This is a genomic window from Marvinbryantia sp. (assembly GCF_047017445.1).
GTDB lineage: Bacteria > Bacillota > Clostridia > Lachnospirales > Lachnospiraceae > Marvinbryantia.
Window position 1 is genome coordinate 27,522 of sequence record NZ_JBKXTT010000001.1, and the last position, 26,912, is coordinate 54,433.

The window sequence follows — 26,912 nt, forward strand, 5'->3', positions numbered from 1 at the left end:
ATTTACGGTTACAGTTTTTTGTACTAATTTACGGTTACTTTACAGGTCACTTTCTTTCCGCCGCTCGTCACCGTAATCGTTGCGGTTCCCCTATTCACACCCTTGATCACGCCCTTGGAGGACACGGTCGCCACCTTCGCATTGGAGGTCGTATATTTGATCGCCTCCGTGCTGTCGGACGGTGTGCGCTTCGCCTTCAAGGTCAGTGTTTTGCCCTTCTTTACCGTAGCCTTTGATGGTACTCCGGTAATTTTTGTTGTCTTGACAGTTACCACTACAGTAACCTTCTTCGACTTGCTGCCGGATTTTACGGTAATGGTCGCCTTACCCGGCTTCACTGCCTTAATAACGCCCTTCGAGGATACCGTAACAATCTTCTTGTTCGAAGATTTATACGTAACCTTCTGCTGGCTCGTCACCGGTGCAAGTACCGGCTTCAGCGTGGTCGTCTTTCCCTTTGCCAGCGTAGTGCTCGACGGAAGTCCGCTGATAGAGGTCGTTTTCACCGTACCCTTCTGCACCGTAACCGTAATGGTCTTGGACAGCCCGCTCTTCAGCTTAATCGTAAGCTTAGAGGTGCCCGCCTTTTTCTGTGCAGTCAGCTTAAAGGTGCCCTTTGTCTTATTCAGCCCCGATACCTTCAGAACCTTGGTGTTGCTGGACGTTACGGAAACTACCGAGTCGCCCTTGCCCATAGACGTCACTTTAAATGCCGTTGTGGACTGTTTTACCTTCATCTTCAGGCTGTTTGCCGTCACCTTCAGCACCGGTTTCAGCTTGCTGCCGTACGCCCGTCCGCAAACTGAGCACTTTGCCTGCGCCAGAACGGTTGCAGTTCCGCCCTTGTGCGCAATCTTCGCGATCTTCGTCACCGAAGTCTTCGCGCCGCACCGCGTACAATGTCTGCTCTTGCTTCCCTCTGCCGTACAGGTCGCTTTTTTATCTACGGTATACTTCGTATCATAATTGTGGCCGAGCTTCTTCACCACTTCGGTCTTCGTTCCCTTGCACACCTTACATGTATAGGTCTTTACGCCGTTTGCCGTACAGGTTGCCTTCTTGGTGATCTTTCCTGCATCCCAGCTGTGCGCTGTCGTCTTCGCTATTTTCTCTGTCTTTGTGCTCTTGCACACCTTACAGGTATAGGTCTTTACGCCTTCCTTCGCACAGGTTGCCTGCGTCGTCACCTTGCCGGCATCCCAGCTGTGCGCTGCCAGCGGCAGCTCCTCTGTATACTCTGCGCCGCACTTGGTACAGGTAAACACTTTCACGCCATGCTCTACACAGGTAGATTTCTGCGCGATCACACCTGCATCCCAGGTATGTACGCAAAGCGTCGTCTTCGGCCATCCAAAGAATTCTATTGTTTCTCCGTTCTCATTTACCACCGGATTGCCTTCTGCATCCAGAATATACGCTTTCAGCTTCAGGTACACCGTCTGCGGTTCATCCTCCGCCGTCAGCTCCGGTGCACTTACGGTAACGCTCCTGCCGTCTTCGCTGACAGTCAGTCTCGGATTACCCGACACATCAAAGCGGATCACCGCATTACTGAGCACACTTCCCTCCGGCGTCTCCGTCGAATAATTCTTCAGTACTGCGTTTACATCCTCCAGCGTTACTGTCTGTCCCGGTTCCACGCAGATCTCATCTGCTTCCAGCACATCGTAACCATCCTGTATGTAAATCGAATACCAACCAGTATATGTATAAATACTGCCGTCTGCAAGCTGGATCTCTGCCGTAATGCCAACTCCGGTTTCTCCCTGATTGTCTCTCGCCGTTACTCTTCCGTCTTCAAGCTCGATCATACCATCGTCATACTGATAGCTTATGGTATAGCCATCCTTCAGGAACTCCTGGCACACCTCGCCGTTCTCATCGTAGTAAACGTGGTAAACAACCGGCTGCAGATTCAGAGATGCTCCGGGCAGCAGGCAGAATGTCTGTGTATCCGTCATTGCATCCACACGATACAGATCTTCTGCTGATATTTTTGTGCGCGTATAGGTAACGTCGCCCAGCTCCTCATGAGTCAGATCATAGGTGATCTCCGCCGCGCCGACGCCGACTGCGTTAATCGCCCATTGGCCTTCCTCATTCTTCGTAACCTTCCATACATTCTCATCTGAACTTCTGATGTCCCTGATCGTGTAGGTAAGATCTGTTCCATCCGGATAACGCGCATCCTGCACAAAGCCCCACATACTGTTGTTGTCGTAGAAGAAACTCTCGCCAACCAGCAGATCGTCGGTGCCGTCATCCTCAATTTCGTATGACGGTTCCCAGATACCCACACCGGTGTCTACCTGCCAGATTTCAATTCCATCCACATAGACGATTCCTCTTAAATTGCATCCGGAATTGTCCCCGTTATAAATCTCTGCAAGCTTCGCGCCGTGAAGCACAATGCCAAACACACCGTCGTTCTTGACCGGCTCGTAATATTCGCCGTTCTCATCGTCAATAATATTCTCGAGTCTCTGCGTCTCGTCATTCCAGGTGCCGATCTGCCACTCAACAGAAATCTTTTCCGGATCAACCAGGATATTTTCCATGCACAGGTTCACCGTAAGATCCTCGTTATTGAATACCCAGGTATGATTTCCGCCGCGCATATTGGCGCCGTCAAAGTATACCTCATATCCAAGACTGTCAAACTCCAGATCTCTCCTGCAAACCTCACGCCAGATCTCATTTCCTTTATCATCCAGCTCCGGCGAACCGTCATCATTGCGCGAACGCTGCTCCACATATACTGTGATGCCGGTTCTCCAGTCGCCGGTTCTCTGCAGCACCGGGATCAGATTTTCTTCCGTACCTTCCACGATCCTCCATGCGTTCTCATCCCAGCCGATCTCATTATTTTCGGAACGTCTCAGACTGATACGATAGTCTTCCATATCCTCTTCTGACAGCGGACTTCCCTGCGAATTCCCCTGACCGCATTCATAGATAACAGGCTCAAACGCATTGATATCGATCGTTTCTCCTACCTGCGGCTGGATATCCTCCGGCATATTCTCAAAGCGGAGTACCTGATAGCTGTCCCAGACATTTACCGTGAAATCTCCTCCGGTGAATTCATACTCTTCTCCGCTTTCCTCATCTCTTGCCAGCGCACGCACATGGACGTTCGTCGAACCCTGATTCTCATTCGAAGCCACATGGAGCGTCCTGCCTTCCGGCGTAATCTCCAGCAGGTTCGTGTCATACGTAGGCTCTCCCTCATCCCAGTTCACAGACAGCCGGTAGTCTTCCACCATTTCCTCTCTGTTGCTTCCATCCTCCGCAACATAGCGGCGGCGCACCGTTGTGGTAATATCCATCTGGCTGTTTGGCAGCATAATATCACGGCTATCCGAATAATACCAGTTGAATTCATAAACCACTCCGTCGACAAATACCGGGAAATCATATTCAGCCGGCTTTCCGGTTTCCACATCCGTAAAGGTTATACGCACATGTGCAAAGCCAAAGCCCTCGCCATCCGACTGCAGCCTCCAGCCCTCTTCCGCATTTCCTTCCAGCGAAATGAACCATTCGCTTTCCGGAACGTCATAATTCTGCTCTCCGCCATTCTGATAGGCTTCCTCGTCCCATTCATGACCTTCGCCGAGAATCTCCACACTGCTGTATGGCACATCAAGGTACTCGCTCCACGGATACTCCGCATTTTCCACATTGCAGCCAAAGCCGCTGCCAATATTCAGGTTTTCGTTCGGCAGCATGTGACTCGCTCCGTAGTCGCTCAGCGGATAGTCATAATCATAGCGCGTCTCACGCACCTCCACACCGGTACCGATGCGGCTGACTTCAATTCCATCCACTGTAGTTACATAGGCTTCGATATTTGCCCAGCTATGATCCCCGTTAAACACCTCAGCCAGCTGTGCGCCGTGCAGGGTAATGCTAGAATCCTCATTAACCGTATAGTAACCGCCATTCGGATCCACAAGGTCTACCGTCTCTTCTCTTTCCTCATCCCAGGTACCCACGATCCATTCCACCGTGCAGTTTTTGTCCTGCAGATTATCGGTATTCAGCGGGATCGTCAGATTCTCATCCGTGAATACCCATGTATGGTTTCCGCCGCGCAGACCATCTCTCCAGTCGATATCATAATTCTGAGAGCTGAAGTGCAGATTGATTCTTGTCGCTTCCCCGTAGTTTCCGTTTTCATCCGGAAGATCCACGATCAATGTGGCGTCTGTGTCCCAGTTCTGCAGCTTTTTCACAGTATACGATACTCCGCTTCCGTTATCCGGATTACCGCTCGCCAGCTTGATTTCCAGTGCATTGTTATCATATTCCCAGCGATACTGTCTCGGCATATCCACTGAACCCGGTTCCTGCCCCGTGCTGTAGCTCCAAAGCTTCGGCGTCACGGTAATGCTTTCCCCGCATGCAAGGTTTTCGATTTCTTCCTTGCTCTTGTCAATGGTCAGCTGGTAATATTCTCCTCTTATATGTATCCATTGTTCCGCCGAAACAATTTCGTACGGATTACCGTCTTCGTCATTTGCCATCAGGCGGAATACAATACGGGCATCTTTATCTTCCATAACCTCATTTGCCGTCACATGGAAGAGCATCGGATCCTCTGCATCCTGCTCAACAGCAACTGCATCCGCATTCTCCGTGATCTCATATTCCAGCCAGGTGCCTTCGGTGGAGCCATCGTAATATCCATTCTGCTCATCATAGCATTGACGCGCCTCGTATGCCCGCAGATCAAGGCTTGCTCCCGGCAGAAGGTGGTCGATATCCGTGCTGGACTCCAGCCATAAATCCCAGACGTCGCCGCCCACCCAGATTTCAAAGCTATAGGTTTCCGAAGCTTCCGTACCGCCGGCCGGAATATAGGTAAGCGTCACAACAGCGTGTCCCTGCGTATTCATGTGCAGGTTCCATCCCCTGCCATCCTCCCACGGATCGCACTGTACCGCATCCGGGCTTTCCGCATCGTTCTCAACCTGAATATCTGTAACAGTTATTTCAAAATCCTGCCCATACGGATACTCACCGTTTTCTACGTAGCAGTTAATATATTTATCCACGCCGCGATCCCAGTTCGGAAGCTGCGCCATGTCGCCAACCTGCCACTGGTAATCATAATACGGCTCACGGACGATAAAGCCTGTGCCGTCTCTGTCAACCTCTGTGCCGTTGACCTTCAGAACCACATGAAGATCGATCCCCTCGCGTCCCTGCGCAAGAAGTTCTGCCAGAGCCTGCCCGTGCAGCGTGATGCTGTGATCCTCATTGACGGTATAGTATCCGCCAGCCGGATCCAGCCGGTCCGTTATGTCATTCGCTTCTTCATTCCAGCTTCCGGCGAGCCATTCGATCTCGCAGTTCTCCGGCAGTTCGTCATAGTGAACCGGGATCGTCAGATCCTCATCCGTGTATACCCACGTATGATCTCCGCCGCGCAGATCGTTTCCGTCCAGCCAGATGTCATAGCCCAGCTCACCGAAATTATAATTTCTGCTGCCGCGATCTTCCCAGCACTCGTTTCCGGATTCGTCAAGCTGGATTTCTCCATTCTCATCATAAACCCTGCTCTGCGCGATCAGCGCAAAATTTGTGCCGCTCGTGCTGATTCTTCTCAGCGTCGGGATCAGCTCATCTTCTGTGCCTTCTACGACCTCCCATACGTCAGTCGCATAGCCGTTCTCATCCGCCTCCCTGCTCACCAGGATCACACGGTAATCCGGATCATGCGTAACATCCCTTGCCTCGCCGTCCATGTTGTATTCCATGAGCTGCAGGCCGTCGTTCATGTCGATCGTCTCGCCGATGCCCGGATTATAATCCCGTGCTATCGGGAAGATATTGACGTACTGCCCGCCCATAGCTGCATAGAAATTCTCCTCAGCTACAGCAATGTCGCCGACATATGCCCGGACAGGGATATCAACATTCTCCGGAAACGGATCTTTTTTCAGCGAAGTTACCTCTATCTGATTTCCATCGACAACCTTTACTACCGCATACTCCGTAGTGTATGATTCGGTTTCGTTTCCGTCAATTACCAGTTTCAGCGTATAAGCGTCAACCATTTCTGTCTGGTCCTGGTTGTTTTCATCCCGGAATTCATGACGCAGAGCGCTTCCAACCGTCATGCTTTCTCCATTCAGAAGCCAATTGGAATCGTCCCGATACTGCCACTCAAGATAGTACCGATCCGAGTTTTCCTCTTCGCTTTCCGCCATCAGCGCCATCGTGATCGCCTCTCCGACGTCCTCCGGCAGAGTTTCCTGCTCCAGCCCCTCGTCGCCTATGATGATTTCCTCATCATCTAAAACGGCCGTGTCCGCCGGTTCTTCCTCTGCACCCGCCTCTTCTGACGGTGTTTCCGCCGCCTCGACGGCTCCCGTCTCCTGCGCCGGCAGCGTCTCTTCGGTGCTGTCAGAAACAGTTTCCTGCGCTTCCGCAGGAGCTTCTGCAGGGATCTCTTCCTCCGCAGGGATTTCTTCCTCCGCAGAAGCCTCCGCTTCCGCAGGGATCTCCTCCGGCGTCGATTCTGCGATCTCCGCTATCTCAGCGGGCGCTTCCTCCACTGCCGGGGCTTCCTCCTGTAAAGAAACCTCCGCCGGTTCCGCAGCTGTTTCCTGCACAACTGCTTCCTGTACCGGCACTTCAGCCAGCTCCTCCGCAAGTACCACGAAAGAATTGCTTCCGGTGATCATTGCCACCGTCAGTATCCACGCAGCTATGCGTTTCCATGCATTTTTCTTGCTCATATTGCTCCCTCCTTGTTTTTATTTATAAAGAATCATTCTGATTCATTTATATCACGCTTTCCCGCTCTGTTGGTACGCTCCTGGCAGACACCCGCGAAAAAAAATATTCCGCTTCCAAGCAGCGCCCCCGCCGCTCTTAAGATCGCCTGCCTTTTCTTTCCAACCGCAAAGCATCTGTGCCTGCTCTTTCCGGCACAGACAGCTTTTTTGAGTTCCTCGCAGCTCTGATAGCGGTCGTCCGGATCCATCTTTGTACATTTCCATATGACCGCACACACATGTTCATCCAGCAGCTCCCAGTTTTTCGGGCACTGCACATCCAGGCTTCCCGTAAGCAGAAACAAATATAAAACGCCGAGCGCATAAATATCCGCCCTTCCGTCCGTCTGACGGTAGCCGTACTGCTCCGGCGCCGCCGTCGGCTTTGTGCCCACGAACACCGTATCCTGACGGATATCCTCCTTATATTCCCGCACCGTTCCCATATCGATCAGAAACAGATTTTTCTCTTTTGTGATCACAATATTCTGCGGCTTGATATCCCGGTGGATCATGGAAGGCTTCTGCTGATGGAATTGTCCCACCATATCGCACAGCCTGCACAGGATTTCCCGCGCTTCCCTGGCATTAAACACCCCGCGTTTATTTACCCATTCCCATAAGGTGTCTCCCTCTATATATTCCCGAAGCAGATAACCGGTGTCCGCCGCTTCCACGTAATCCACATATTCCGGCAAAAAAGAAAAAGCGTGCTCCCGCAGCATTGCCGCGTCTTTTTTCAGAAGCTCCCTTTTATTTCCCGTTGCCGTTTTCAGCACGAACCGCCGTTTTTTTATATCCTCCACCAGATACACCCGCTGCATGTCGCTGTATGCCATGCAGGAAACCACTGCAACCCTTTTTGCCAGCGTATCCGGCAGTTTTATTTCCTGAGAATATATTTCCTCAAAACTCTTTCCCACGTCGTTTTCCAAGCCTCAATTTCTGTATAAATATAGATAGATTTAGTATATTTTGTTTTCCTGCCAATTTGGTATGCAGCTTGCAGACTTTTGACAATTTTACCCCGGAATGCACTTTTTTACATAAAAAAACCCGGAAGCCTCTGCCTCCGGGTTCACTGCCCATCCTCTATTTTCGGCACCGTCTCCAGCGTGAACCAGAGACTGTCCGCAATGCGTTCTATCTGCGGGCGCTGCGTCTCGTCACACTGCACCCACTGCAATTCCTTCAATTCATTCAATACGGAAAAATCCGTGATTTCCGTGTTGTCCAGACCAAGCTGCGTGAGCCCATCAAGACCTGTGAGCGGCGCGATATCCGTCACCGCCGTGTTGTTGATCCCCAGGAAATAAAGCTCCGGGAAATTTTCAATTCCCTCCACGCTTTCAAGCCTGCCGCCGTAAAGATTGAGCTCCTCAAGCCCTGTCAGCGCAAGCAGCGGTGCAAGCGTTTCATTCTGATAGCCGTAAATGGTCAGCTTTGTCAGCTCCGTCAGCTCCCCGATCTTCTCCTCCAGCGCCTTCGACCAGCTGTGAAGCTGCAGTTTCTTCAGTGGAAGCTTCTGCAGGATTCCGGCGCTGTCCTCCGTGATCATGATGAGACACAGCTCCTCCAGCGGAAGCTCCGCCACCGGCGTCAGATCCGCAGGCTGCTCATTGCTCAGTCTTAAAATCCGCAGCGCCGTCATGTTCTCCATTTCCGCCAGATCCGTCACCTGCGTTTCTTCTATATATAGCTCTTCCAGAGTCTTTCGTTTGGCAAGCGCGGAAATATCCCGTATCGGATTATCGCACAGGCTCACACTCACCAGCGGCAGTCCCTCAAGCGGCGTGATATCCGTGATCTCCTGCCTGTCCAGGATCAATGTCTGCAGATTCTTCATATAATGAAAATCCGAAAGGTCCGCGATCGTTCCGCTGCCGTAAACCTCCTCGCCGCCGATCCGGTGGATAGCATCGTACTGCCAGTGCTGTTCTCCCTCCGCAAGGATCCGGTCTCCGCAGATGCGCAGGCTCTTAAGCCCGGCAAGCTCGGCTCTTGTGATCGTCTCCCCTTGCGCTTTTCCAAGCTGCCGGCGCACTGCCTGCCCCACCAGCTCCTCGCAAAACTGATAGGGAAGCCTTTCAAAATACAGCTTTCCGCAGATGCCCGCCGCCAGAAGCACTACGGCAAGCGCAGCAGCCAGAAGCAGCCTTCTGAATGCGGACGTCTTCCCCGCGCGCTTCGCCCTGCCGCCGGATGCGGTCGTTTCCCGCACCGCCCTCTGAAGCTGCTCTGCAGACCCATAGCGCTCCTTGGGGTCCATCCGGGTACACCTTTCGATGATATCGCGGCATTCCTTCGGCACACCGGACAGCACTTTTTCATTCTGCAGCTCCATGCTGCCCGTGAGCAGATACAGATAGATCACGCCCAGCGCATAAATATCCGTGCGGCAGTCGGTCTGGCGATAGCCGTACTGCTCCGGCGCCGCCGTCTTTCTGGTTCCCATAAATTCCGTGTCGTAGGGCGCGCCCTCCCGGTACGCGCGCACGGTGCCAAGGTCGATCAGAAACAGGTTTCCCTCCGGCGTCAGCACGATATTCTGCGGCTTGAAATCGCGGTGGATGATCGGCGGATCACTGCGGTGAAGCTGCCCGGCGATCTCGCAGAGACGGCAGAGAAGCTCGCCTGCCCGCGCCGCATCAAAGACCTCTCCCCGCTCCACCAGCTCCCACAGGGTATCGCCCGGAATGTACGCGCGCTGCAGCCACCCGGTATCGTCCTCCTCATTCCACGACAAAAAGGCAGGCAGAAACGAAAAATGAAGCCGCTCCAGAAACTGTGCCTCTCTTTTGAGCGCCTCTTTTCGTTTTCCCTCTGCCCGCTTGATAATCGAGCGCGTTCCCTCCCGATCTTCCAGAAGATATACGCTCTGCTCCTCCCTCCAGGAGAGGCAGGAGACGATATGAAATTGGGCCCGCAGCTTTTCCGGCAGCTCCTGCTCCTGTATGTATGTTTCACGCAGCCGCTCTTCCTGCTCCGTTTTCTTCATATCTCCATCCCTTATAACAGCTTTTTCTCGCCGTGCTCCTCCAGAAACAGATTGGTATATTCCAGTGATTTTTTCGTCTCGATGCAGCAGAGGATCGCCGCATCACGCTTGACCTTCGGATACAGCACGCCCTTTTCCGCCAGCGTCAGTAACCGCTGTGTCTCGTCCACTGTCGCCTTCATAGCCAGACTGATGCGCAGAATCACATCCCGTCCCGGTACGCGTTCGCCCTTCAGCACCTGGTAGATAAACGGCTTGCTCAGGCAGGTGCGGATAATAAGCTGCCCCGCCGTACAGTGGTATTTCTCCATCAGCTGATTCAAATAATCCTCAAAGCGGATTCCCGGTATCGCATCCAGGCGCTTCTCGGAAAACTGTATGGGAGCCTCCTTGATCTGATTGATAATTTCATCCGTGGAGATCTGATTAAAATGCTCCATATCTTCTCCGTTTTTGCTGTCGAATATCAAGCAACCACCCCTCTTTTTCAGAATAATATCATTAGCATACCATTTATTGAGGGAGTTCGCAACGAAAGATTGCCGATATATTACATTTTTTGTCTGCTTTTAGAATACAGAATATTCTGCTCCGCTTATTTTTATGCATTTTTCATAGAAATCCACCGCGGAGCAGAAAACTGCTGTTACATGTTTTTTAAGCCTTATTCTTTATCAAAGGTGCTGCACTCCGTCTGGCGGCACTGACAGGCGGAGGATCCGGCAATTGCGATCTTTTCCGCATGACATTTTTCCTCTCTATTGTAACGGCAATTGCACGCTGTGCAGTCTACCAGGATCTTCCCGGATGGCTCTCCGGCAAAGTTTTTCGCCGTCATCTCCCCGTTGTCCTCACGGAAACTGGAGCAGCACGTCTCGGACGGTTCCTGCGCATGGTTGCCCTCCACCAGGATATCGCCCTTCTGGCAATAGTGGTCGTCATTATAGATACATTTTACCGCTGAACATGATAAAAACGGCATGGTACTACCTCCTTTTTGCAAATATAAGTTTACAGAGGTAGTATCTGCCGTTCTTTTTCTTTTTATGCAATTATTTTGCTTTCGCTAGCCCACAACCGGGAACCAGCCCTCATCCGCGCATTTTCCAAGATCCCAGCTGTCCCAGCCGATCCATTCCGGTTCGTTTACCGTGTCAAGCAGCAGCTTATAGCTCCAGTAAAAATAGCCGGCCCCCTGCTGCCACGCCGTAAGCTGCGCGTCCGCAAGCTGACGGTACAGCTTACGCTTTTCACCTGCATCCAGCGTCTCCTCGTTCTTTGCGTAATCCATTCCATTTAAAACACTCTGTCCGCCCCTGGTATCCCCGCCGGTCGCAAAGCTGTTGAACAGGCACCACTCTCCGCAGATAACGTCCACGTATTCCTGCACTTCAGCGATATCCTTTGCAAACACCTCCCGGATGTATGCAAGATATCCGTCCGGCGTCTGCTCACAGCCCTTCACTTCCGCATTCATCAGATACTGGTGTGTATCCAGCATTGCGTTTTCAAATTTTTCCTCCGCAAAAAACTCCTTCCAGTCCTTCAGGCGGAACGCATCGTGGAAGATCACATATTTATCCTCCGCCAGATGCGGGTGGATACGGCTGTACGCATCCCGGTAAAAGCCGCGCAGAAATTCTATCGTGTTCGGCGCGCTTCCCGCCGCAAGCGCTGCGTCAACCGGCGGATATCGCTTCTGCACATTCAGTTCCGACCACACCGGCTCCGTGATCGGCTCGTTGACCGGCGTAATTCCAAGCAATCCCTTTCTGTGTCCATAGCGCTCGGCAAGCTTTTCCAGCACGTTCAGCACAAATTCCACTTCTTCCGGAAGCTGGCTCCAGCGGCACACGCCGCTCAGACCGCCGTTGTCAAACCCATTCTGGCTCATCGGCACGGTGTGCAGATCGATCAGCACGCCCAGCCCATACTTTTCCGCCCAGGAAAACGCCTTGTCAAGCTCCTCAATACAGCCGATAAACGGCGGGCGGTCTCCAAAAATAAAGTACGGAACCGGAATCCGCACCGCGTTCAGCCCGATCCTTCTGATCGTTGCAAAATCGCGCTCCGTAATATATTCGCTGCGGTGAATCTTAATCCGCGCCTCATACGCCTCCGGCGAAAGCTGCGTCGGCAGGTAATATTCATCCTCCGCCGTCGTCCCCGCAAACAGCGCCGGACTCATCCATTTTTCCAGCACAAGCCAGTTGCCAAGATTTACTCCTTTTATCATTTTCCCGTGTCCTCCTTTGCTTTATGCTGTAAATTTTACACGGTCATCTGCATATTTTATATCATATTTCTCGGCACTATATTATATTTCTCAGAAAATATGTTATAATCATCCTGCACGTATCACACGAATATCAGCGAAAGGAGACTTTCTATGAATCACATTGCTCTGATGGATTACCTGTCTCGCCAGTTTCATACAATTGTGCGTCATTTTGATGAAAATGATAAAGAAACAAACTGCGCAAATGCCAGACCGGATTTTCACGATGCATCACTCTTTGCGGAGGTTTTCGCCTTCTGCCGGGAGCTTCCCGATGCACTGCCGCTGCTTTTTGACGTAAATTCCGCCTTCTGTTACGGCTGGGTGCCGGACTGCGATGGTTCCTATCTCATTGGACCTGTGCGCCTTTCCCCGCCGGTTTCTTTGGCCAGCAGCTTAAAGACGGCTCCCGCAGAGGATGAATTTCACGCCAAAACCGCCGTCTGCGGCTTTCAGGAGCTGCTCTCTGCCGCGCTCCTCGTCTACAATCTGTACCATGCCAAAGAACTGACGCAGGCGGACTTCATCTGCCGCTGCTGCCTGCCCGCGGACGCCGCGTCCCTGCCCATGCAGCTTTATTCTGAAATCGTTTTTGAAAACCAGGAATGCGGACAGAAGCACAATCCATACGACCAGGAGCTGCGCGAGCAGAAAAGCATCGAGCTTGGAGAGCCGGAGCTGCTGAAAAAAAGTCTGGAGGAAGATTATATCGGGCAGCTTGGTACGCTCTCAAAAGATCCTCTGCAAAATGAAAAATATCTCGCCGCCGTCGTTCTCACGCTCGCAAGCCGCTCCGCCATACGCGGAGGACTTATGCCGGAGGTGGCTTTTTCCCTGCAGGATTCCTATATGCAGGAAATCGACGGATGCCGGGACGCGCCCCGGATTTCGCAGCTGATCCGCCATGCGGAATTTACCTTCGCCGACATGGTGCGGGAGCAGAAGAAGCTGTGCACCGGGATCCGGGCAAAAGAAAATCCCTACATCGGGCGATGTAAGGATTATATCTTTTCCCACCTGCATGACCGGCTCACGGTAGCAGACATTGCCGGGAGCCTTGCCCTGAATGCCAACTATCTCTCGGAGCTGTTCCACGCCTGTGAAGGGATTACCTTAAAAAACTACATCCGGCATGAGAAGGTAAAGCTGGCGAAAAACCTGCTCACCTACTCTGGCTACACCTACAGCGAGATTGCCGCATATCTTGGCTTTTCCTCGCAGAGCCACCTCGGAAAGGTTTTCCGACAGACCACCGGCTGCACCCTGAGCCAGTACCGGAAGGAATACGGCTCGCCGCAGTTTATCCGCGATGCGCCGTGAGGCTACTCTTCTACCTCTACCTTGCGCATCTCTCTGGTGCGGATTTCTTCTTTGATCGCCGCGATAAAGCCATCGAGGTCCTTCTGTCCCTCGTCGCCGAGGAAACGGCTTCTCACGGAAACCTTGCCCTCTTCCTCTTCCTTCGCGCCGACTACCAGCATGTACGGTACCTTCGCCAGACGCGCCTCGCGGATCTTGTAGCCGATCTTTTCCGCGCGGGTATCCACGCTGGAGCGGATGCCGTTTTCGGTAAGCGCTGCATTTACTTTATCTGCATAGTCCAGATACTTGTCGGAGATCGGCAGCACACGCACCTGCTCCGGCGACAGCCAGGTCGGGAACGCGCCCGCAAAATGTTCGATCAGAATACCGATAAAACGCTCGATGGAGCCGAACGCCACGCGATGGATCATGATCGGGCGGTGCTTCTCTCCGTCTGCACCGATATATTCGCAGTTAAAGCGGAGCGGGAGCTGGAAATCAAGCTGGATGGTTCCGCACTGCCAGGTTCTTCCGATGGAATCCTCCAGATGGAAGTCGATCTTCGGACCATAGAAGGCGCCGTCACCCTCATTTACCACGTAATCCAGCCCCAGGTCGTCCAGCGCGCTGCGCAGACCGTCGGTCGCCATCTCCCAGTCCTCATCACTGCCCATAGAATCCTCCGGGCGCGTGGAAAGCTCCACATGATATTTAAAACCGAAAAGCTGGTAAACCTCATCGATCAGCTTCACAACGCCCTTGATCTCGTCGCGGATCTGCTCCGGCATCATAAAGATGTGCGCATCGTCCTGATTGAAGCAGCGCACACGCATCAGGCCATGGAGCTGGCCGGATTTCTCGTGACGGTGTACCAGACCGATCTCACCCATGCGCAGCGGCAGGTCACGGTAGGAGCGCGGCTCCGACTGGTAAACAAGAATGCCGCCCGGACAGTTCATCGGCTTGATTGCAAAATCAGTGTCGTCGATGACGGTCGTATACATATTTTCCCGATAGTGATCCCAGTGTCCGGAGGTCTCCCAGAGCTGGCGGTTCAGCATGATCGGCGTGGAAATCTCCACATAACCGGCCTTCGTGTGGATCTCTCTCCAGTAATCGAGCAGGGTATTTTTCAAGATCATGCCCTTCGGAAGGAAGAACGGGAAGCCCGGTCCCTCGTCGCGCATCATAAACAGGCCAAGCTGCTTGCCGAGCTTTCTGTGATCGCGCTTCTTCGCCTCCTCCATGCGGGTAATATATTCGTCAAGATCCGCCTTCTTTGTGAAGGAGGTTCCGTAAATTCTGGTGAGCATCTTGTTTTTCTCGCTGCCTCTCCAGTAAGCGCCCGCCAGACTTGTCAGCTTGAACGCCTTTACCGGCTTCGTGCTCATCAGATGCGGCCCGGCACAGAGATCCACAAACTCACCCTGCTGATAAAAGCTGATCTCGGCGTCCTCCGGCAGATCCTCGATCAGCTCTACCTTGTACGGTTCGTTCTTTTCTTTAAAATATGCGATCGCCTCTTCGCGCGGCTTCGTAAAGCGTGTGATCGGCAGCGCCTCCTTCACGATCTTCTTCATCTCCGCCTCGATCTTTTCCAGATCCTCCGCAGTCATCGGCGTGTCGCTGTCAATATCGTAGTAAAAACCATCCGCGATCGACGGACCGATCGCCAGCTTCACCTCCGGGTACAGACGCTTGATCGCCTGCGCCATAATATGTGATGTTGTATGACGAAAAGCGCCTGCACCCTCCGGGCTGTCAAAGGTAAGAATATTCAGCTCGCAATCCTTATCGATCACGGTGCGCAGATCCTCCACCTCACCGTTCACCTCGCCAGCCGTCGCCACTCGTGCAAGCCCCTCGCTGATATCCGAGGCAATGTCCAGAATCGACATCGGCTGCTGGTACTCTTTTTTCGAACCATCCTTCAATGTGATAATCATAGTCTTTTCTCCTTTTTTAATATTCGCGTGCGCATCCTGCGGCGGATTTCTGCTGTGTGGATCCAGGTGACGGCAGGCTTACCGCAGACACCCACAAAACCTGCTGCCGGAAGCCCCTTTCGAATGCATGACAGATCAAATCCGACGAATCAAAAACCGCCCCCTGCAATTAAACACTAACTGCAAGGGACGGGCAATTTACATTACTCGCGGTTCCACCCTGTTTGCTTCCGCACTCTGTGCGGCAAAACCACTCATTCTGATGATAACGGAATCACCGTGCCGTATTGAGGCCGCTCGGAGGTGGTCTTCAAATGCTTTCCTACAGGATGCTTCCACCTTTTCGCACCCCTCTCTGAGAATTCCGGCATTCTACTCTTCTCGTCTGCGCGTTCGCTTATCTTCTTCTGATATTATCGCACTTTGCCGCTGTTTGTCAACACCTAATTTATGCAGACATGCGGTACCTCCAGAAGAAACTCATTGCGGATACTGTCATAGTCAAAAATATCTATTTTTCTAAGTGTGTCAATTTCTTCCAGCGCTGTTTCCAGCCCCGATATGTCCTTACACCCGTACACAACAAAGTCAATATCACTTGTCGGCAGTGCAGTCCCCGGTCAGTTTTTTCCGGGAAGTATCTTTAAATATGGAAGCACCTCTGGATATCCCGGTTGCTTCCAAGCACCAGCAGCGTCTTGTCCGCGGTCAGCAGCGTGTCCGGCGTGACCGACATATCAAGCTGCCCGTCCCGCTTGATCGCCATGATATTTATGTGATATTTACGGCGCACATCTGCCTCGGCGACCGTCTTTCCAAGCCAGGAGGATGGGATCGCCACCTCAAAAATCGCGTAATCCTTTCCAAGATCAATATAATCCAGAATATGATCGGCGCTGTAGCGGATCGCCGTCCAGCGCGCGAACTGCCGCTCCGGGTACACCGTCTCATCCGCCCCGTTGCGCAGCAGAAACTTTTCATGTACGTCGCTGGAAGCGCGTGCTACCACCTGCTTCGCGCCAAGCTCCTTTAAAAGAGACGTCGTCTCCAGAGAACTCTGGAAATTATCACCGATCGCCACGATACATACGTCAAAATTCCGTACTCCTAATGAGGACATAAACTCCTCATTGGTGCTGTCCCCGATCAGCGCATTTGTGACGTCCGGGAGCACCGCGTTGACGCGCTCTTCACGGATATCCACCGCCATCACCTGATGCTCCAGCTCACTTAATTTTTTTGCGACATGACTGCCGAATCTTCCAAGCCCGATCAATAAAATCTCTTTCATACATACCTTCCTCTCAGCCTACTGTGATGCGGTCCAGCGGCGCTTTTGAAATATCGCTGTGCGTTCCCGACAGCGCTGCAAAGATCAGCGTCAGCCCGCCGACTCTTCCCAGAAACATCAGAAAAATCAAGATCACACGCGACAGCATTCCCAGCGTCGGCGTGATTCCCAGCGTCAGTCCGACCGTACCGACTGCGGACGCCGTCTCAAACAGGCATACCGACATCGGAAGCTGCTCCACTCCGCTGATAATGATAGCCGCCGTCACAAACAGTCCCATATACAGTACCAAGATAGCCACCGCATTGCGCACTGCGGTGTCCGCGATCCGCCGCTTAAAAAAACAGATATCCTCTTTTCTCCGAAACACCGACAGCGCCGTGCCCGTCAGCACTGCAAAGGTCGTCGTCTTCATACCGCCCGCAGTGGAACCCGGCGAACCGCCGATCAGCATCAGAAAGATCATGATCGTAAGCCCGGCGCCGCTCAGCTTTGTGAGGTCAAGCGTGTTAAAGCCCGCCGTGCGCGGCGTCACCGCCTGAAATAACGCTCCCCAGAAACGCTCCCCGAAGGAAAGCCCGCTCCACTGCGGAGCTGCAAATTCAATAAAGAAGTAGTAAAGCGCCGGCACCAGGATCAGCACCGCCGTCACCGCCAGCACTGCCTTGCTCTGCATCCGGTATTTACGGAAATGCAGCCGGTTTGTCCGCACATCCTCCCAGGTGAGAAAGCCGATCCCGCCGAAAATGATCAGCGCCATGATCACCATGTTCACCAGCGGGTGCGTCGGATACGCCGTCAGTGAGGAATACGGCGCGCGCACGCCCATCAGATCAAAGCCCGCGTTGCAGAACGCCGAAACCGCATGGAACACTGCATACCAGATTCCCCTGCCAATGCCGAAATCCCGGCAGAACACCGGCGCAAGCAGCAGCGCCCCAATTCCCTCCGCCAACAGACTCGTCTTTAATATGAAGGAAGTCATGCGGACAATGCCGCCGACATGCGGCGCGGAAATCGCTTCCTGCATCGTGCTGCGCTGCAGAAGCCCGATTCTCCGCTTGGAAATCACGGCAAACGCCACCGAGACAGTGACAACACCCATCCCGCCGATCTGGATGAGCATCAAAATGATAAACTGCCCAAACTCCGACCAGTAGGTTGCCGTGTCATGCACCACCAGCCCCGTCACGCACACGGCGGACGTGGCGGTAAACAGGGCATCCGGAAAGGACGCGCCGCCCGCCCCTCGGGTAGAGACCGGCAGCATCAGCAAAAGGCTCCCCACCAGGATCACGAGCAAAAAACCAAAAATAATGATGCGGGACGTGGAAAAGCTTTTTCTGAATTTTTTCCAGTCACTGAATTTCAGCATCAGTTTTTCAAACCATTTCATGTGTATACTCCTGTCATACCACGTATCATTTCCCGATATCGGGAAATCATTCCTCCCACGGAGGAACTGTTTTTACCCCGACATTGCAAAATCGGGTGTCAATTTTCTCTTTTGACACCCTTAGAAAGCTGCTGCCTGCCGCTCATCTCCACTTCTCATGGAGTCGCCCGCAGCAGATATTACGTTTTCAGATTTTTCCGGTCGCCTTCTCTTTGCAAATCGCAAAAAACTCTCGCACCAGATAATGCACCTGCAGCCGCCAGTCGGAAGCCGCCGGAATGGAATATACGTCCGTATAGCCCATCTTTTCAGCCAAGAGACGTGCTCGGTACACATGGAAGTTGTTGGAGAGAAGTCCTGTTTTCTGCGACATTCCCCCGCTCTTTCCAAAATACTCCGCAATTTTCCGGGCGCTGAACGTCAGATTTTCCGCCGTACTGGTGGACCGATCCTCCAGGATCAGACGCGCCCCGTCAATCCCCCGCCCGGTAAGATAGCGGTACATGCACTCTGCCTCCGTGATCTCCTCTCCTTCTCCCATTCCGCCGGAGAGTACCGCAACGGTATCCGGATTTTCCTGCAGATAGCGCTCTGCCGCTTCCAGACGGCGAAGAAGCGCACGGCTCGGCTCTTTGCCCTTCACCTGCGCGCCCAGGACGATCAGCACGTCCAGCCCCGCCTGCGGCTTCGTAAGCATCTCTCTTAAAATCAGCCCCTCCACCGCAAGAAACAGCGCCAGCGCCAATGCCAGCAGCACGCCTGCCGCCGTAAGAAGCGGCGCCGGGATCCGAAACCCCTGCGGATGATGCAGGCAATACCTTCCATAGCCGCCCGCAGCCAGAAATACCAGACTGACCGGCAGCCAGATGATCGCAAAGTCCACGCCCTTTGCCAGCAGGATCAGCAGATAAAGAAAGCACACTGCGCCAACGCCCATCAGTACATGGTACATGGTTATCTTCCGCAGCACTTCTTATATTTCTTTCCGCTGCCGCACGGACACGGATCGTTTCTGCCGATCTTTGGTCCCTTCACGATCGTGTTTGCACGTTTTGCTTCTTTATAAAGCTCCTTTAATTTATCCTCCGTGAAGATCTCCTTCCACGCCGGAAGATTGTACAGCCAGTCCGCCTTTGCGTCTACCATATTTTTATACAGGCTCTCTTTATCAAACGCAAGGCTCACCTCGGTGTTTTCATCCATCTCCTCAATCGGATTTTTTACCTTCAGACTGTCGTCGATGCCATCCAGAAAGCCCGCCATCGTCAGAACCGGAATATCGTACTTCTCCGCCAGTTCCTTCACCGTGCCTCTTACTTCCTCGTCCGGATTTGCGAGAAGCTGCTCATAGATCCCCTTCTCAACAAGAAAATAATCCGTCCAGAATTTCTGAAGCTGCTGTCTGTCTGTTTCCTGAGAGTATGCGATAGCTCTCCATTCCTGTAATAAACCCATCTTAAAACCATCCTTTATTCTGTGTAAATGTAAAATACCGCAGACTTCCGTCTGTCAACGAGTACAGTATATAACACTTCCCGCTATTTTTCAAATAGTTTTCATGAGAAATAGAGATTTAGAGTCTCAAAAATAAGAGTCTCAAAAAAAGAATAGAAATTTTTCGCAAAGCTGTATAGAAAAAGAAAATCCGTCCATACTAGGAACATACCAAAGATAAATTTTTAATACTTATCCTCCCCTTTATAACCCGGCATTTTTATGATTTCGCATAACTTCATAAAAGTGCCGGGATTGTTAATTTTAAGGGATCCCTGTTCAAGAAATTTTGCTGATATTGTACATACAAAATTTTGGTTAAAATGACTTTTGAAAAAATTTATTAAATTTGATAAAATTATCTTACAACATACAGCACAGCAGCGTAGACCCTGCTGTTACACGCTATTTTAGAATTGGAGGAAATGATCATGAAACGAATTAAAGCGGCATGTATCTGCCAGACACTTCATTTTATGCTGAAAGAGGATGTCGGTCACGATTACGCAGTATCCCTTGTGAAACAAGAGGTTGAGCACTATAAACATACCCTGGAGCGCAATCACACGCAGTATAAGATTCTGGAAGAAACCGACCAGCCGGACGGCTCTGTTATGATGAAGGTCATCAAACAATACAATTCCAGCCCGGTAGGAAATTATCTGGATTAAACACACCAGATCAACATAAAAACCCTCACAGAGTGCCAGACAGGCGGCTCTGCGGGGGCTTTTTTCTCAGCAGCGGCTTCCGTTTTCGGAATTCCCGTACCTCTTCTCTCTCAGCGACTTCCGTTTCCGATGTGCCCTGTACCTTCCCTTAGCGGCTTCCGTTTCCGATGCGTCCTGTACCTTCCCTTAGCGGCTTCCGCTTCCGGAGCAGCCGTGCTTGTCTTCCCCGCAGTGATGCTCTCCGCAGGAATGCCCCTGCTCATGACCGTGGTGGCCGCAGCGCACATCCGGATCGTATGCGAGATTTCCTGCCAGATAAGCGTTCACCGCATCATCTGCACTGCCGGATACGCCGCCGAGAAGCTGAATGCCGGCCTGGGCCAGCGCCATCTGCGCTCCGCCGCCAATACCGCCGCAGATCAGCGTGTCCACCTTCGCGCTCATAAGAAAGCCAGCCAGCGCGCCGTGCCCCTGCCCGTTCGTATCCACAACCTGTTCCTTTACAATTTTTCCGTCCTCGATATCGTAGAGCTTAAACTGCTCCGTATGTCCAAAATGCTGAAAAACCTTTCCATCCTCAAATGTAACTGCAATTCTCATTGTTCCTTCTCCTTTCACTGACACTGCCGTCTGTGCGGCAGCTCCTTTCGCTTTTCTGCAATGCTTCTGACAGAGACAGGCCGGAGAGCCATCACAAAGCCGGTAATGACCGCCCGCGATCAGCAGCGTCTTTCCGTTTACGATGCTGTCGGCAAGCTTTTCCCGCGCGGATTCATAAATTTCCGTGACCGTGGTACGCGATATCCCCATCTGCGCGGCACACTGCCCATGCGTAAATTTCTCCAGATCCACCAGACGGATGACCTCGTACTCATCCACCGTCAAAACCACCTGTTCATCGCAGCTAAATCCACCCGGCATAAAGCTATCGTAAGCTGGTTCTGAACATATCCTTCTGCATTTACTCGGTCTTGCCATGCTTTCACCTCCGCAGTTTCCGTCATATGTCGAAAATATTGTAGCACATACCGCCCACAGATGCAAGCCCTACGTTACTAATTAAAATCTTATATAAGCCACATTACTGGTTAAAGTTCTTATCATGCCCTCTTTTTTGTGGTACAATACTTTGTGATATAACACATAAAATCGGAGGAAATGCCATGTCCAATTTAACCAAACAGGCTCTGGAGGATTCTCTCAAGCGCCTCCTTCTGAAAAAGCCATTAGATAAAATTACGATCAGCGATCTTACCAGCGACTGCGGCATCAGCCGCATGGCATTTTATTATCATTTTAAAGATATCTATGACCTTGTGGAATGGGCATGCCTGGAAGATGCCACAAAAGCATTACAGGACAAAAAAACTTATGATACCTGGCCGGAGGGACTGCTGCAAATCTTTGAGGTCGTCTATGAAAACAAGCCGTTCGTCTTAAATGCCTACCGCAGTATCAGCCGGGAACGGATCGAAAATTATCTCTTTCAGCTCACCTGCTCTCTGATCGCCGGTGTTGTTGAAGAAAAATCCGCAGAGGCAGCCGTCACAGAGGAACAAAAAACATTTATCGCAAATTTTTACAAATACAGCTTCGTCGGAATCATGCTTGACTGGATCAAAAACGGCATGAAAGAGGATTATCCGGACATCGTTGCAAACATCGCGACTGTCCTGCACGGAAATATCACAAATTCTATTCGTAACTATGCTGCCTGCAACGCAGAGAAATCTTCTGCGCCCGGCATTTAACATATACAAAACGGGATGTATGATAAAATTTTTATCATATGACCCGTTTTGTAAATTGTCCGCCTGGAAATTAACGTATACAATGTCCTCATGACAGGAAACAAACAGACAGCTAATTTCAGAAAGGTGGAATCATTTATGTCAAATAAAAAATCATCCCTCGGCAAAGCGGCTCTTTTAGCAGCCGGAGCAGGCGCAGCAGCCTACCTCGCACAGAAAGCGAAAACCGAAGAAAAGAAAGAGACGGCGCAAAGATCAGTAAACAATTATCGCAATACGGAACGCGGCAAGAATGCTAAAAACAGCAAAGGCATCTACTATTCAAACGGAAATTATGAGGCCTTTGCCCGCCCGGAAAAACCGGAGGGCGTGGATGAGAAAAGCGCTTACCTCGTAGGCAGCGGTCTTGCCTCTCTGGCAGCAGCCTGCTTCCTGGTACGCGACGGCCAGATGCCCGGCTCCCATATTCACATCCTGGAGTCTATGGATATCGCCGGCGGCGCCTGCGACGGTATTTTCGATCCCTCCCGCGGCTACGTCATGCGCGGCGGACGCGAGATGGAGAATCATTTCGAATGCCTCTGGGATCTGTTCCGCAGCATTCCGTCCCTGGAGACGCCCGGCGCTTCCGTATTGGACGAATACTACTGGCTCAACAAGCACGACCCGAATTACTCCCTGTGCCGTGCGACCGTAAACCGCGGGAAGGACGCGCACACAGACGGGAAATTCAACCTCAGCCAGAAGGGCTGCATGGAAATCATGAAGCTGTTCATGACAAAGGATGAGGATCTTTATGATAAAACCATCGAGGACGTGTTTGACGATGAGGTGTTTAACTCCACCTTCTGGCTGTACTGGCGCACCATGTTTGCTTTCGAAAACTGGCACAGCGCCCTGGAGATGAAGCTCTACTTCCAGCGCTTCATTCATCATATTGCAGGGCTGCCGGATTTCAGCGCGCTGAAATTCACAAAATATAATCAATATGAGTCATTGATCCTGCCGATGCAGAAATATCTGGAAGCGGCAGGCGTAGACTTCCAGTTCAACACGGAAGTAACCAATGTCATTTTTGAGATCAAAGATGGCAAGAAGGTTGCCACAGCGATAGAATGCCGGATAAACGGTGTGGAAAAAGGCATCCTTCTGACAAAGAATGATCTGGTTTTTGTGACAAACGGAAGCTGCACGGAGGGTACCATCTACGGAGATCATCACCACGCCCCGAACGGAGACGCTGAGGTACGCACGAGCGGCTGCTGGAACCTCTGGAAAAATATTGCCAGGCAGGATCCCTCTTTCGGACATCCGGAGAAATTCTGCTCAGATATCACAAAAACAAATTGGGAGTCCGCAACCGTCACCACGCTGGACGACAAGATCCTCCCGTACATCACAAAAATCTGTAAGCGAGATCCAAAGAGCGGTAAGGTCGTTACCGGAGGCATCGTGAGCTGCCAGGATTCCTCCTGGCTGATGAGCTGGACGATTAACCGTCAGGGACAGTTTAAAGAGCAGGATCCCGACAAGGTATGCGTGTGGGTTTATGGGCTTTTCACCGATGTGCCCGGCGATTTTGTAAAGAAGCCGATGAAGGATTGCACCGGTAAGGAAATCACAGAAGAATGGCTCTACCATCTCGGCGTGCCGACAGAAGAAATTCCGGAGCTTGCCGAGCACAGCGCAGTCTGCGTGCCGACTATGATGCCATACATCACCGCCTTCTTCATGCCGCGCACAAAGGGCGACCGCCCGGATGTCATCCCGGATGGATGTGTGAACTTCGCCTTCCTCGGACAGTTTGCCGATACCCCGCGCGACACCGTATTCACCACGGAATACTCCGTCCGCACCGCTATGGAAGCCGTATACGGACTGCTCGGCGTGGACCGCGGCGTGCCGGAAGTCTGGGGCAGCGTCTACGATATCCGTGAACTGCTCGACAGCACCGTGAAGCTGATGGACGGCAAATCTCCGCTGGAGATCGAGCTGCCGGGACCGTTAAATGCACTGAAAAAACCGCTGATCCATGTAGTAAAAGGCACGGTTGTCGAAAAACTGCTGCGCGATCACGATGTCTTAAAGGATAATATGTAACCTTTTATGCAGCATAAGCTTTCTTTGCAGAGCAAACGCCCGCGATCCTCGCGGGCGTTTCTCCATGCGTCTCCCTTTTTCTGCTGTCTGACAATCCGCTGCCTCTTTATAATTTTTCTATTATCACCTTCTGCGCAAGCTCTTCCACCAGCTCTTTCGCAGGCGGTTTCGTTCCAATTGTTGTCACCGCACCTGCCGATGCCGCCATGCAGAGCTTTACCGTCTCCTGCTCTCCAAGCTTTTCGTCCCACGCACAGGCAAGCGCCGCCACCATCGCATCCCCCGCGCCAACCGTCGAATGCGCTTTCACAGAAAGCGCCGGACATTTTACATGGTAATTTCCCAGCAAAAACAACGCACCATCCGCACCCATGGAAACCACAACCGTACGGATTCCGTCCGCCTGTAATCCGGCGGCAATTTCCCAAAGCTCCGCTTCAGAAGCCTTAACCCCCGCATCTTGCAGCATACCCTCATCCGAAAGATCGTGCAGCATTTTCCCGCAGTGCTCCGGCATTGCATATTCCTCCAGCTCCATGCGGTTTGGCTTAATTATGTCAGGTCCCGCTTCCAGCGCATCCCTGAAAACTTCCCCGTCCGCATCCAGCAGAACCGCGGAACCCTTTTTATGAACCAGGCGGATAATGTCGCCGTAAATATCCTTACCGACACCCGCCGGAACACTTCCCGATAACACAAACAACGTATCTTCTCCGGCATAGCGCACCAGCTTCTGCAGCAGCTCATCCCGCTTTTCTTTCGGAATAAACGGTCCCGGCTCGTTCAGCTCCGTCAGCTTCCCGTTCTTCTCGATCACCTTGGTATTTGTGCGCGTCTCACCGTCCGCCCAGACAAAATCCGTCTCAATTCCGCTTTCTTTCAGAACGCGCTCGATCGTCCTGCCGCTGCCGCCCGCCAGAAATCCGGTCGCAATGCTGCTCCCGCCAAGCTCACGTATTGTTTTGGAGACATTAATACCCTTTCCGCCTGCATCATATTCCACATGTCGGATCCTGTTTAAGCCGCCCTGCTGCAAGACATCAAGATCCACGGTCTTATCAATCGCAGGGTTCATGGTAACTGTAATGATCATTACTCTCACCCTCTGTATAAAAACTGAATTCAAAAGTCTGAAACGGTCCGGTTGATATTACCGCCAGCCTCAAACACCTGCTGCGACGCGAAGTGTTACTGTTCACGTCCAATGTCATTTAGTTAAGGCAATTGAAAAAGATCAATCTGAAGGTCTAACTTAAATTTTTTAATAAATTTAAGAAAAAGGGTTGACACAGAATCCAAAATGTGCGGCCGCTCTCGCTACTGATTATATTTTAAGAAGTAGCGAGAGCGGCCCTTGAAATTGAAGCTAAAATTATCATTTCAATTTCAAGGAGGTACCCGTATGTCATTCCCGCAAAAAGTTAAATCTACCCTCTGGGCAATCGTCAACTCCATGACCAGCAGCATGGACAAATTTGTCAAAAATCCCGAAAAGGATTTTACTCGTGACCGGAAACTGGGCTTTCTACAACTGGTCCGTTTCTTCCTTTGCATGGAAAGTGGATGCATCAGCCATGAGTTGCTGAAATATTTCTATTTTCTGCCCGATGAAGTTCCGACGGCTTCCGCTTTCATCCAGCAGCGCGCAAAGCTCCGCCCTGATACCTTCCTGCACATCCTCAGACAGCTTAACCTCCGCTTTCCTACACAAAAGCTTTGGGGAAAGTATTCCCTTATTGCCGCAGACGGCTGTGAATTTAACATTGCGCGGAATCCGCAGGACCCTTCCACCTTCCATCCCACAAGCGGCAGGTCAAAGAAGGGGTTCAACTCCATCCATACCATTTCCCTGTATGACCTGCTTTCCAAGCGGTATCTGGATGCCATCATACAGCCGGGCAGACGCAAAAACGAATTTGCTGCCCTCTGCCAGCTTATAGACCGCTATATTTATGGCGGCTCCCCTGTCTTCGTTGCAGACAGGGGCTTTGCCAGCTATAACGTCTTCGCACATGCGCTTGAGAAAGGCTGTTTCTTTGCCATCCGCGCCAAGGATGTCAATATAAAGCGTCTCCTTGCGATTGGCAGCCTCCCCAGCCAGATGGACCGGTGGGCAGAGGTGATACTTACCCGGTCAATGGCCAAAAAGAAAAGGCAGCATCCCGAATTGGAAAGCCTTTACCGCTATATATGCAAGACGGTTTCCTTTGACTTTATCACAGAAAGCAGTCCCGAATACCGCATGCGTCTGCGCGTAGTCCGTTTCCAGATAGCGGAAGGGGTTTATGAAAATGTCATCACGAACCTTCCGGAAGATGAATTCTCATCAGAACAGATCAGGCACATTTATCATCTCCGGTGGAACCAGGAAACTTCCTTCCGTGACTTAAAACATACGATCGGAACCGCAAACTTCCACGCCAAATCCCAGGAATACATTGAGTTTGAGATTCTCTGCCGGATGACGCTGTATAATTTTTGTACCATCATAATCATGGATACCGCTATAAAAAAGGAAACGGGGAAATGGGCGTATCAGGTCAATCTGTCTATGGCGATAAAAATATGTTTTGCATTCCTTTCAGACCATATGGGTCCCGGAAATATAAATGACCTGATCAGCCGTTATATACTGCCGATCAGGCCAGACCGAACCTATGCCCGCCAGCTAAGGTTCCAGGTACCGGCCAGTTTCGCTTACCGTTTCGTGTAAAGCGGAACTGCCATTAGCAGTATACCATTTTTAAGGCAGATATGCAATCTGTCTGTTTGCCATACCCAAAAACTTCCCATTGTACTACATATCCGGTTATAGAGCTTCGTACAGCTGGTAAAATCCCCATATCATTCCAATATAGGGCTGTTTTATGGCAGGGATTCTCTAACATGTCTTGTTT

At 51.6% G+C, this 26,912-nt stretch carries 18 protein-coding genes; 5 read left to right on the forward strand and 13 right to left on the reverse strand.

Translation table 11 applies throughout. The features are described 5' to 3' along the window. Positions 1-23 precede the first annotated feature (23 nt). From ACLU9Q_RS00165 to ACLU9Q_RS00190, 6 genes are all read right to left on the reverse strand, one after another. A complete protein-coding gene (locus tag ACLU9Q_RS00165) occupies positions 24-6,749 on the reverse strand; it encodes an Ig-like domain-containing protein (protein WP_412624492.1) in 6,726 nt (2,241 codons plus the stop codon). Between the two features lie 32 nt (positions 6,750-6,781). Further along, complete coding sequence (locus tag ACLU9Q_RS00170) at positions 6,782-7,711, reverse strand: serine/threonine protein kinase (RefSeq protein ID WP_412624493.1); 930 nt, start codon at positions 7,709-7,711, stop codon at positions 6,782-6,784. A 155-nt stretch (positions 7,712-7,866) separates the two neighbouring features. Further along, positions 7,867-9,786, reverse strand: coding sequence for a protein kinase domain-containing protein (locus ACLU9Q_RS00175; protein ID WP_412624495.1), 1,920 nt, complete (start codon positions 9,784-9,786; stop codon positions 7,867-7,869). Between the two features lie 11 nt (positions 9,787-9,797). Then, positions 9,798-10,226, reverse strand: coding sequence for a hypothetical protein (locus ACLU9Q_RS00180; RefSeq protein ID WP_296834043.1), 429 nt, complete (start codon positions 10,224-10,226; stop codon positions 9,798-9,800). A gap of 224 nt (positions 10,227-10,450) precedes the next feature. Continuing rightward, complete coding sequence (locus tag ACLU9Q_RS00185) at positions 10,451-10,768, reverse strand: DUF1540 domain-containing protein (protein WP_412624497.1); 318 nt, start codon at positions 10,766-10,768, stop codon at positions 10,451-10,453. Between the two features lie 84 nt (positions 10,769-10,852). Then, positions 10,853-12,022: a glycoside hydrolase family 5 protein gene (locus tag ACLU9Q_RS00190; RefSeq protein ID WP_412624499.1), complete on the reverse strand. Its 1,170-nt coding sequence runs from the start codon at positions 12,020-12,022 to the stop codon at positions 10,853-10,855. A 153-nt stretch (positions 12,023-12,175) separates the two neighbouring features. Here ACLU9Q_RS00190 and ACLU9Q_RS00195 point away from each other — a divergent pair, with 153 nt between their 5' ends. Continuing rightward, positions 12,176-13,384 (forward strand): helix-turn-helix domain-containing protein, encoded by a 1,209-nt coding sequence (locus tag ACLU9Q_RS00195; RefSeq protein WP_298515327.1) that lies wholly within the window; start codon positions 12,176-12,178, stop codon positions 13,382-13,384. Positions 13,385-13,386: 2 nt separating this feature from the next. Here ACLU9Q_RS00195 and thrS read toward each other — a convergent pair whose 3' ends face one another. From thrS to ACLU9Q_RS00220, 5 genes are all read right to left on the reverse strand, one after another. After that, positions 13,387-15,312: a threonine--tRNA ligase gene (thrS, locus tag ACLU9Q_RS00200; RefSeq protein ID WP_296834029.1), complete on the reverse strand. Its 1,926-nt coding sequence runs from the start codon at positions 15,310-15,312 to the stop codon at positions 13,387-13,389. 643 nt (positions 15,313-15,955) lie between these two features. Beyond that, positions 15,956-16,603 carry a potassium channel family protein gene (locus ACLU9Q_RS00205; protein ID WP_296834025.1) on the reverse strand — a complete coding sequence of 216 codons (648 nt, stop codon included), beginning with the start codon at positions 16,601-16,603 and terminating at the stop codon, positions 15,956-15,958. A 13-nt stretch (positions 16,604-16,616) separates the two neighbouring features. Beyond that, positions 16,617-17,999, reverse strand: a complete 1,383-nt coding sequence (locus tag ACLU9Q_RS00210) for a TrkH family potassium uptake protein (protein WP_296834022.1) — start codon at positions 17,997-17,999, stop codon at positions 16,617-16,619. 187 nt (positions 18,000-18,186) lie between these two features. After that, a complete protein-coding gene (locus tag ACLU9Q_RS00215) occupies positions 18,187-18,951 on the reverse strand; it encodes a YdcF family protein (protein WP_296834018.1) in 765 nt (254 codons plus the stop codon). A gap of 2 nt (positions 18,952-18,953) precedes the next feature. Beyond that, the gene (locus ACLU9Q_RS00220; protein WP_296834015.1) at positions 18,954-19,454 is read right to left on the reverse strand and encodes an SEC-C metal-binding domain-containing protein; all 501 of its coding nucleotides are present in this window, start codon (positions 19,452-19,454) and stop codon (positions 18,954-18,956) included. A 470-nt stretch (positions 19,455-19,924) separates the two neighbouring features. Here ACLU9Q_RS00220 and ACLU9Q_RS00225 point away from each other — a divergent pair, with 470 nt between their 5' ends. Next, a complete protein-coding gene (locus ACLU9Q_RS00225) occupies positions 19,925-20,164 on the forward strand; it encodes a hypothetical protein (RefSeq protein WP_296834012.1) in 240 nt (79 codons plus the stop codon). 186 nt (positions 20,165-20,350) lie between these two features. Here the strand turns inward: ACLU9Q_RS00225 and ACLU9Q_RS00230 are convergent, their stop codons facing one another. Beyond that, on the reverse strand, positions 20,351-21,142 hold the full coding sequence (locus tag ACLU9Q_RS00230) for a DUF134 domain-containing protein (RefSeq protein WP_296834009.1): 792 nt from the start codon (positions 21,140-21,142) through the stop codon (positions 20,351-20,353). Between the two features lie 185 nt (positions 21,143-21,327). On the opposite strand from ACLU9Q_RS00230, the gene ACLU9Q_RS00235 reads away from it, so the two are divergent. Beyond that, positions 21,328-21,915, forward strand: a complete 588-nt coding sequence (locus tag ACLU9Q_RS00235) for a TetR/AcrR family transcriptional regulator (RefSeq protein WP_296834006.1) — start codon at positions 21,328-21,330, stop codon at positions 21,913-21,915. A gap of 138 nt (positions 21,916-22,053) precedes the next feature. After that, positions 22,054-24,015 carry an oleate hydratase gene (locus ACLU9Q_RS00240; protein ID WP_296834003.1) on the forward strand — a complete coding sequence of 654 codons (1,962 nt, stop codon included), beginning with the start codon at positions 22,054-22,056 and terminating at the stop codon, positions 24,013-24,015. A 106-nt stretch (positions 24,016-24,121) separates the two neighbouring features. On the opposite strand, the gene pfkB is transcribed toward ACLU9Q_RS00240, so the two are convergent. Beyond that, positions 24,122-25,108 carry a 1-phosphofructokinase gene (gene pfkB, locus ACLU9Q_RS00245; RefSeq protein WP_296834000.1) on the reverse strand — a complete coding sequence of 329 codons (987 nt, stop codon included), beginning with the start codon at positions 25,106-25,108 and terminating at the stop codon, positions 24,122-24,124. Positions 25,109-25,417: 309 nt separating this feature from the next. On the opposite strand from pfkB, the gene ACLU9Q_RS00250 reads away from it, so the two are divergent. Continuing rightward, positions 25,418-26,728 (forward strand): IS4 family transposase, encoded by a 1,311-nt coding sequence (locus tag ACLU9Q_RS00250; protein ID WP_412624502.1) that lies wholly within the window; start codon positions 25,418-25,420, stop codon positions 26,726-26,728. The last annotated feature ends 184 nt before the right edge of the window (positions 26,729-26,912 follow it).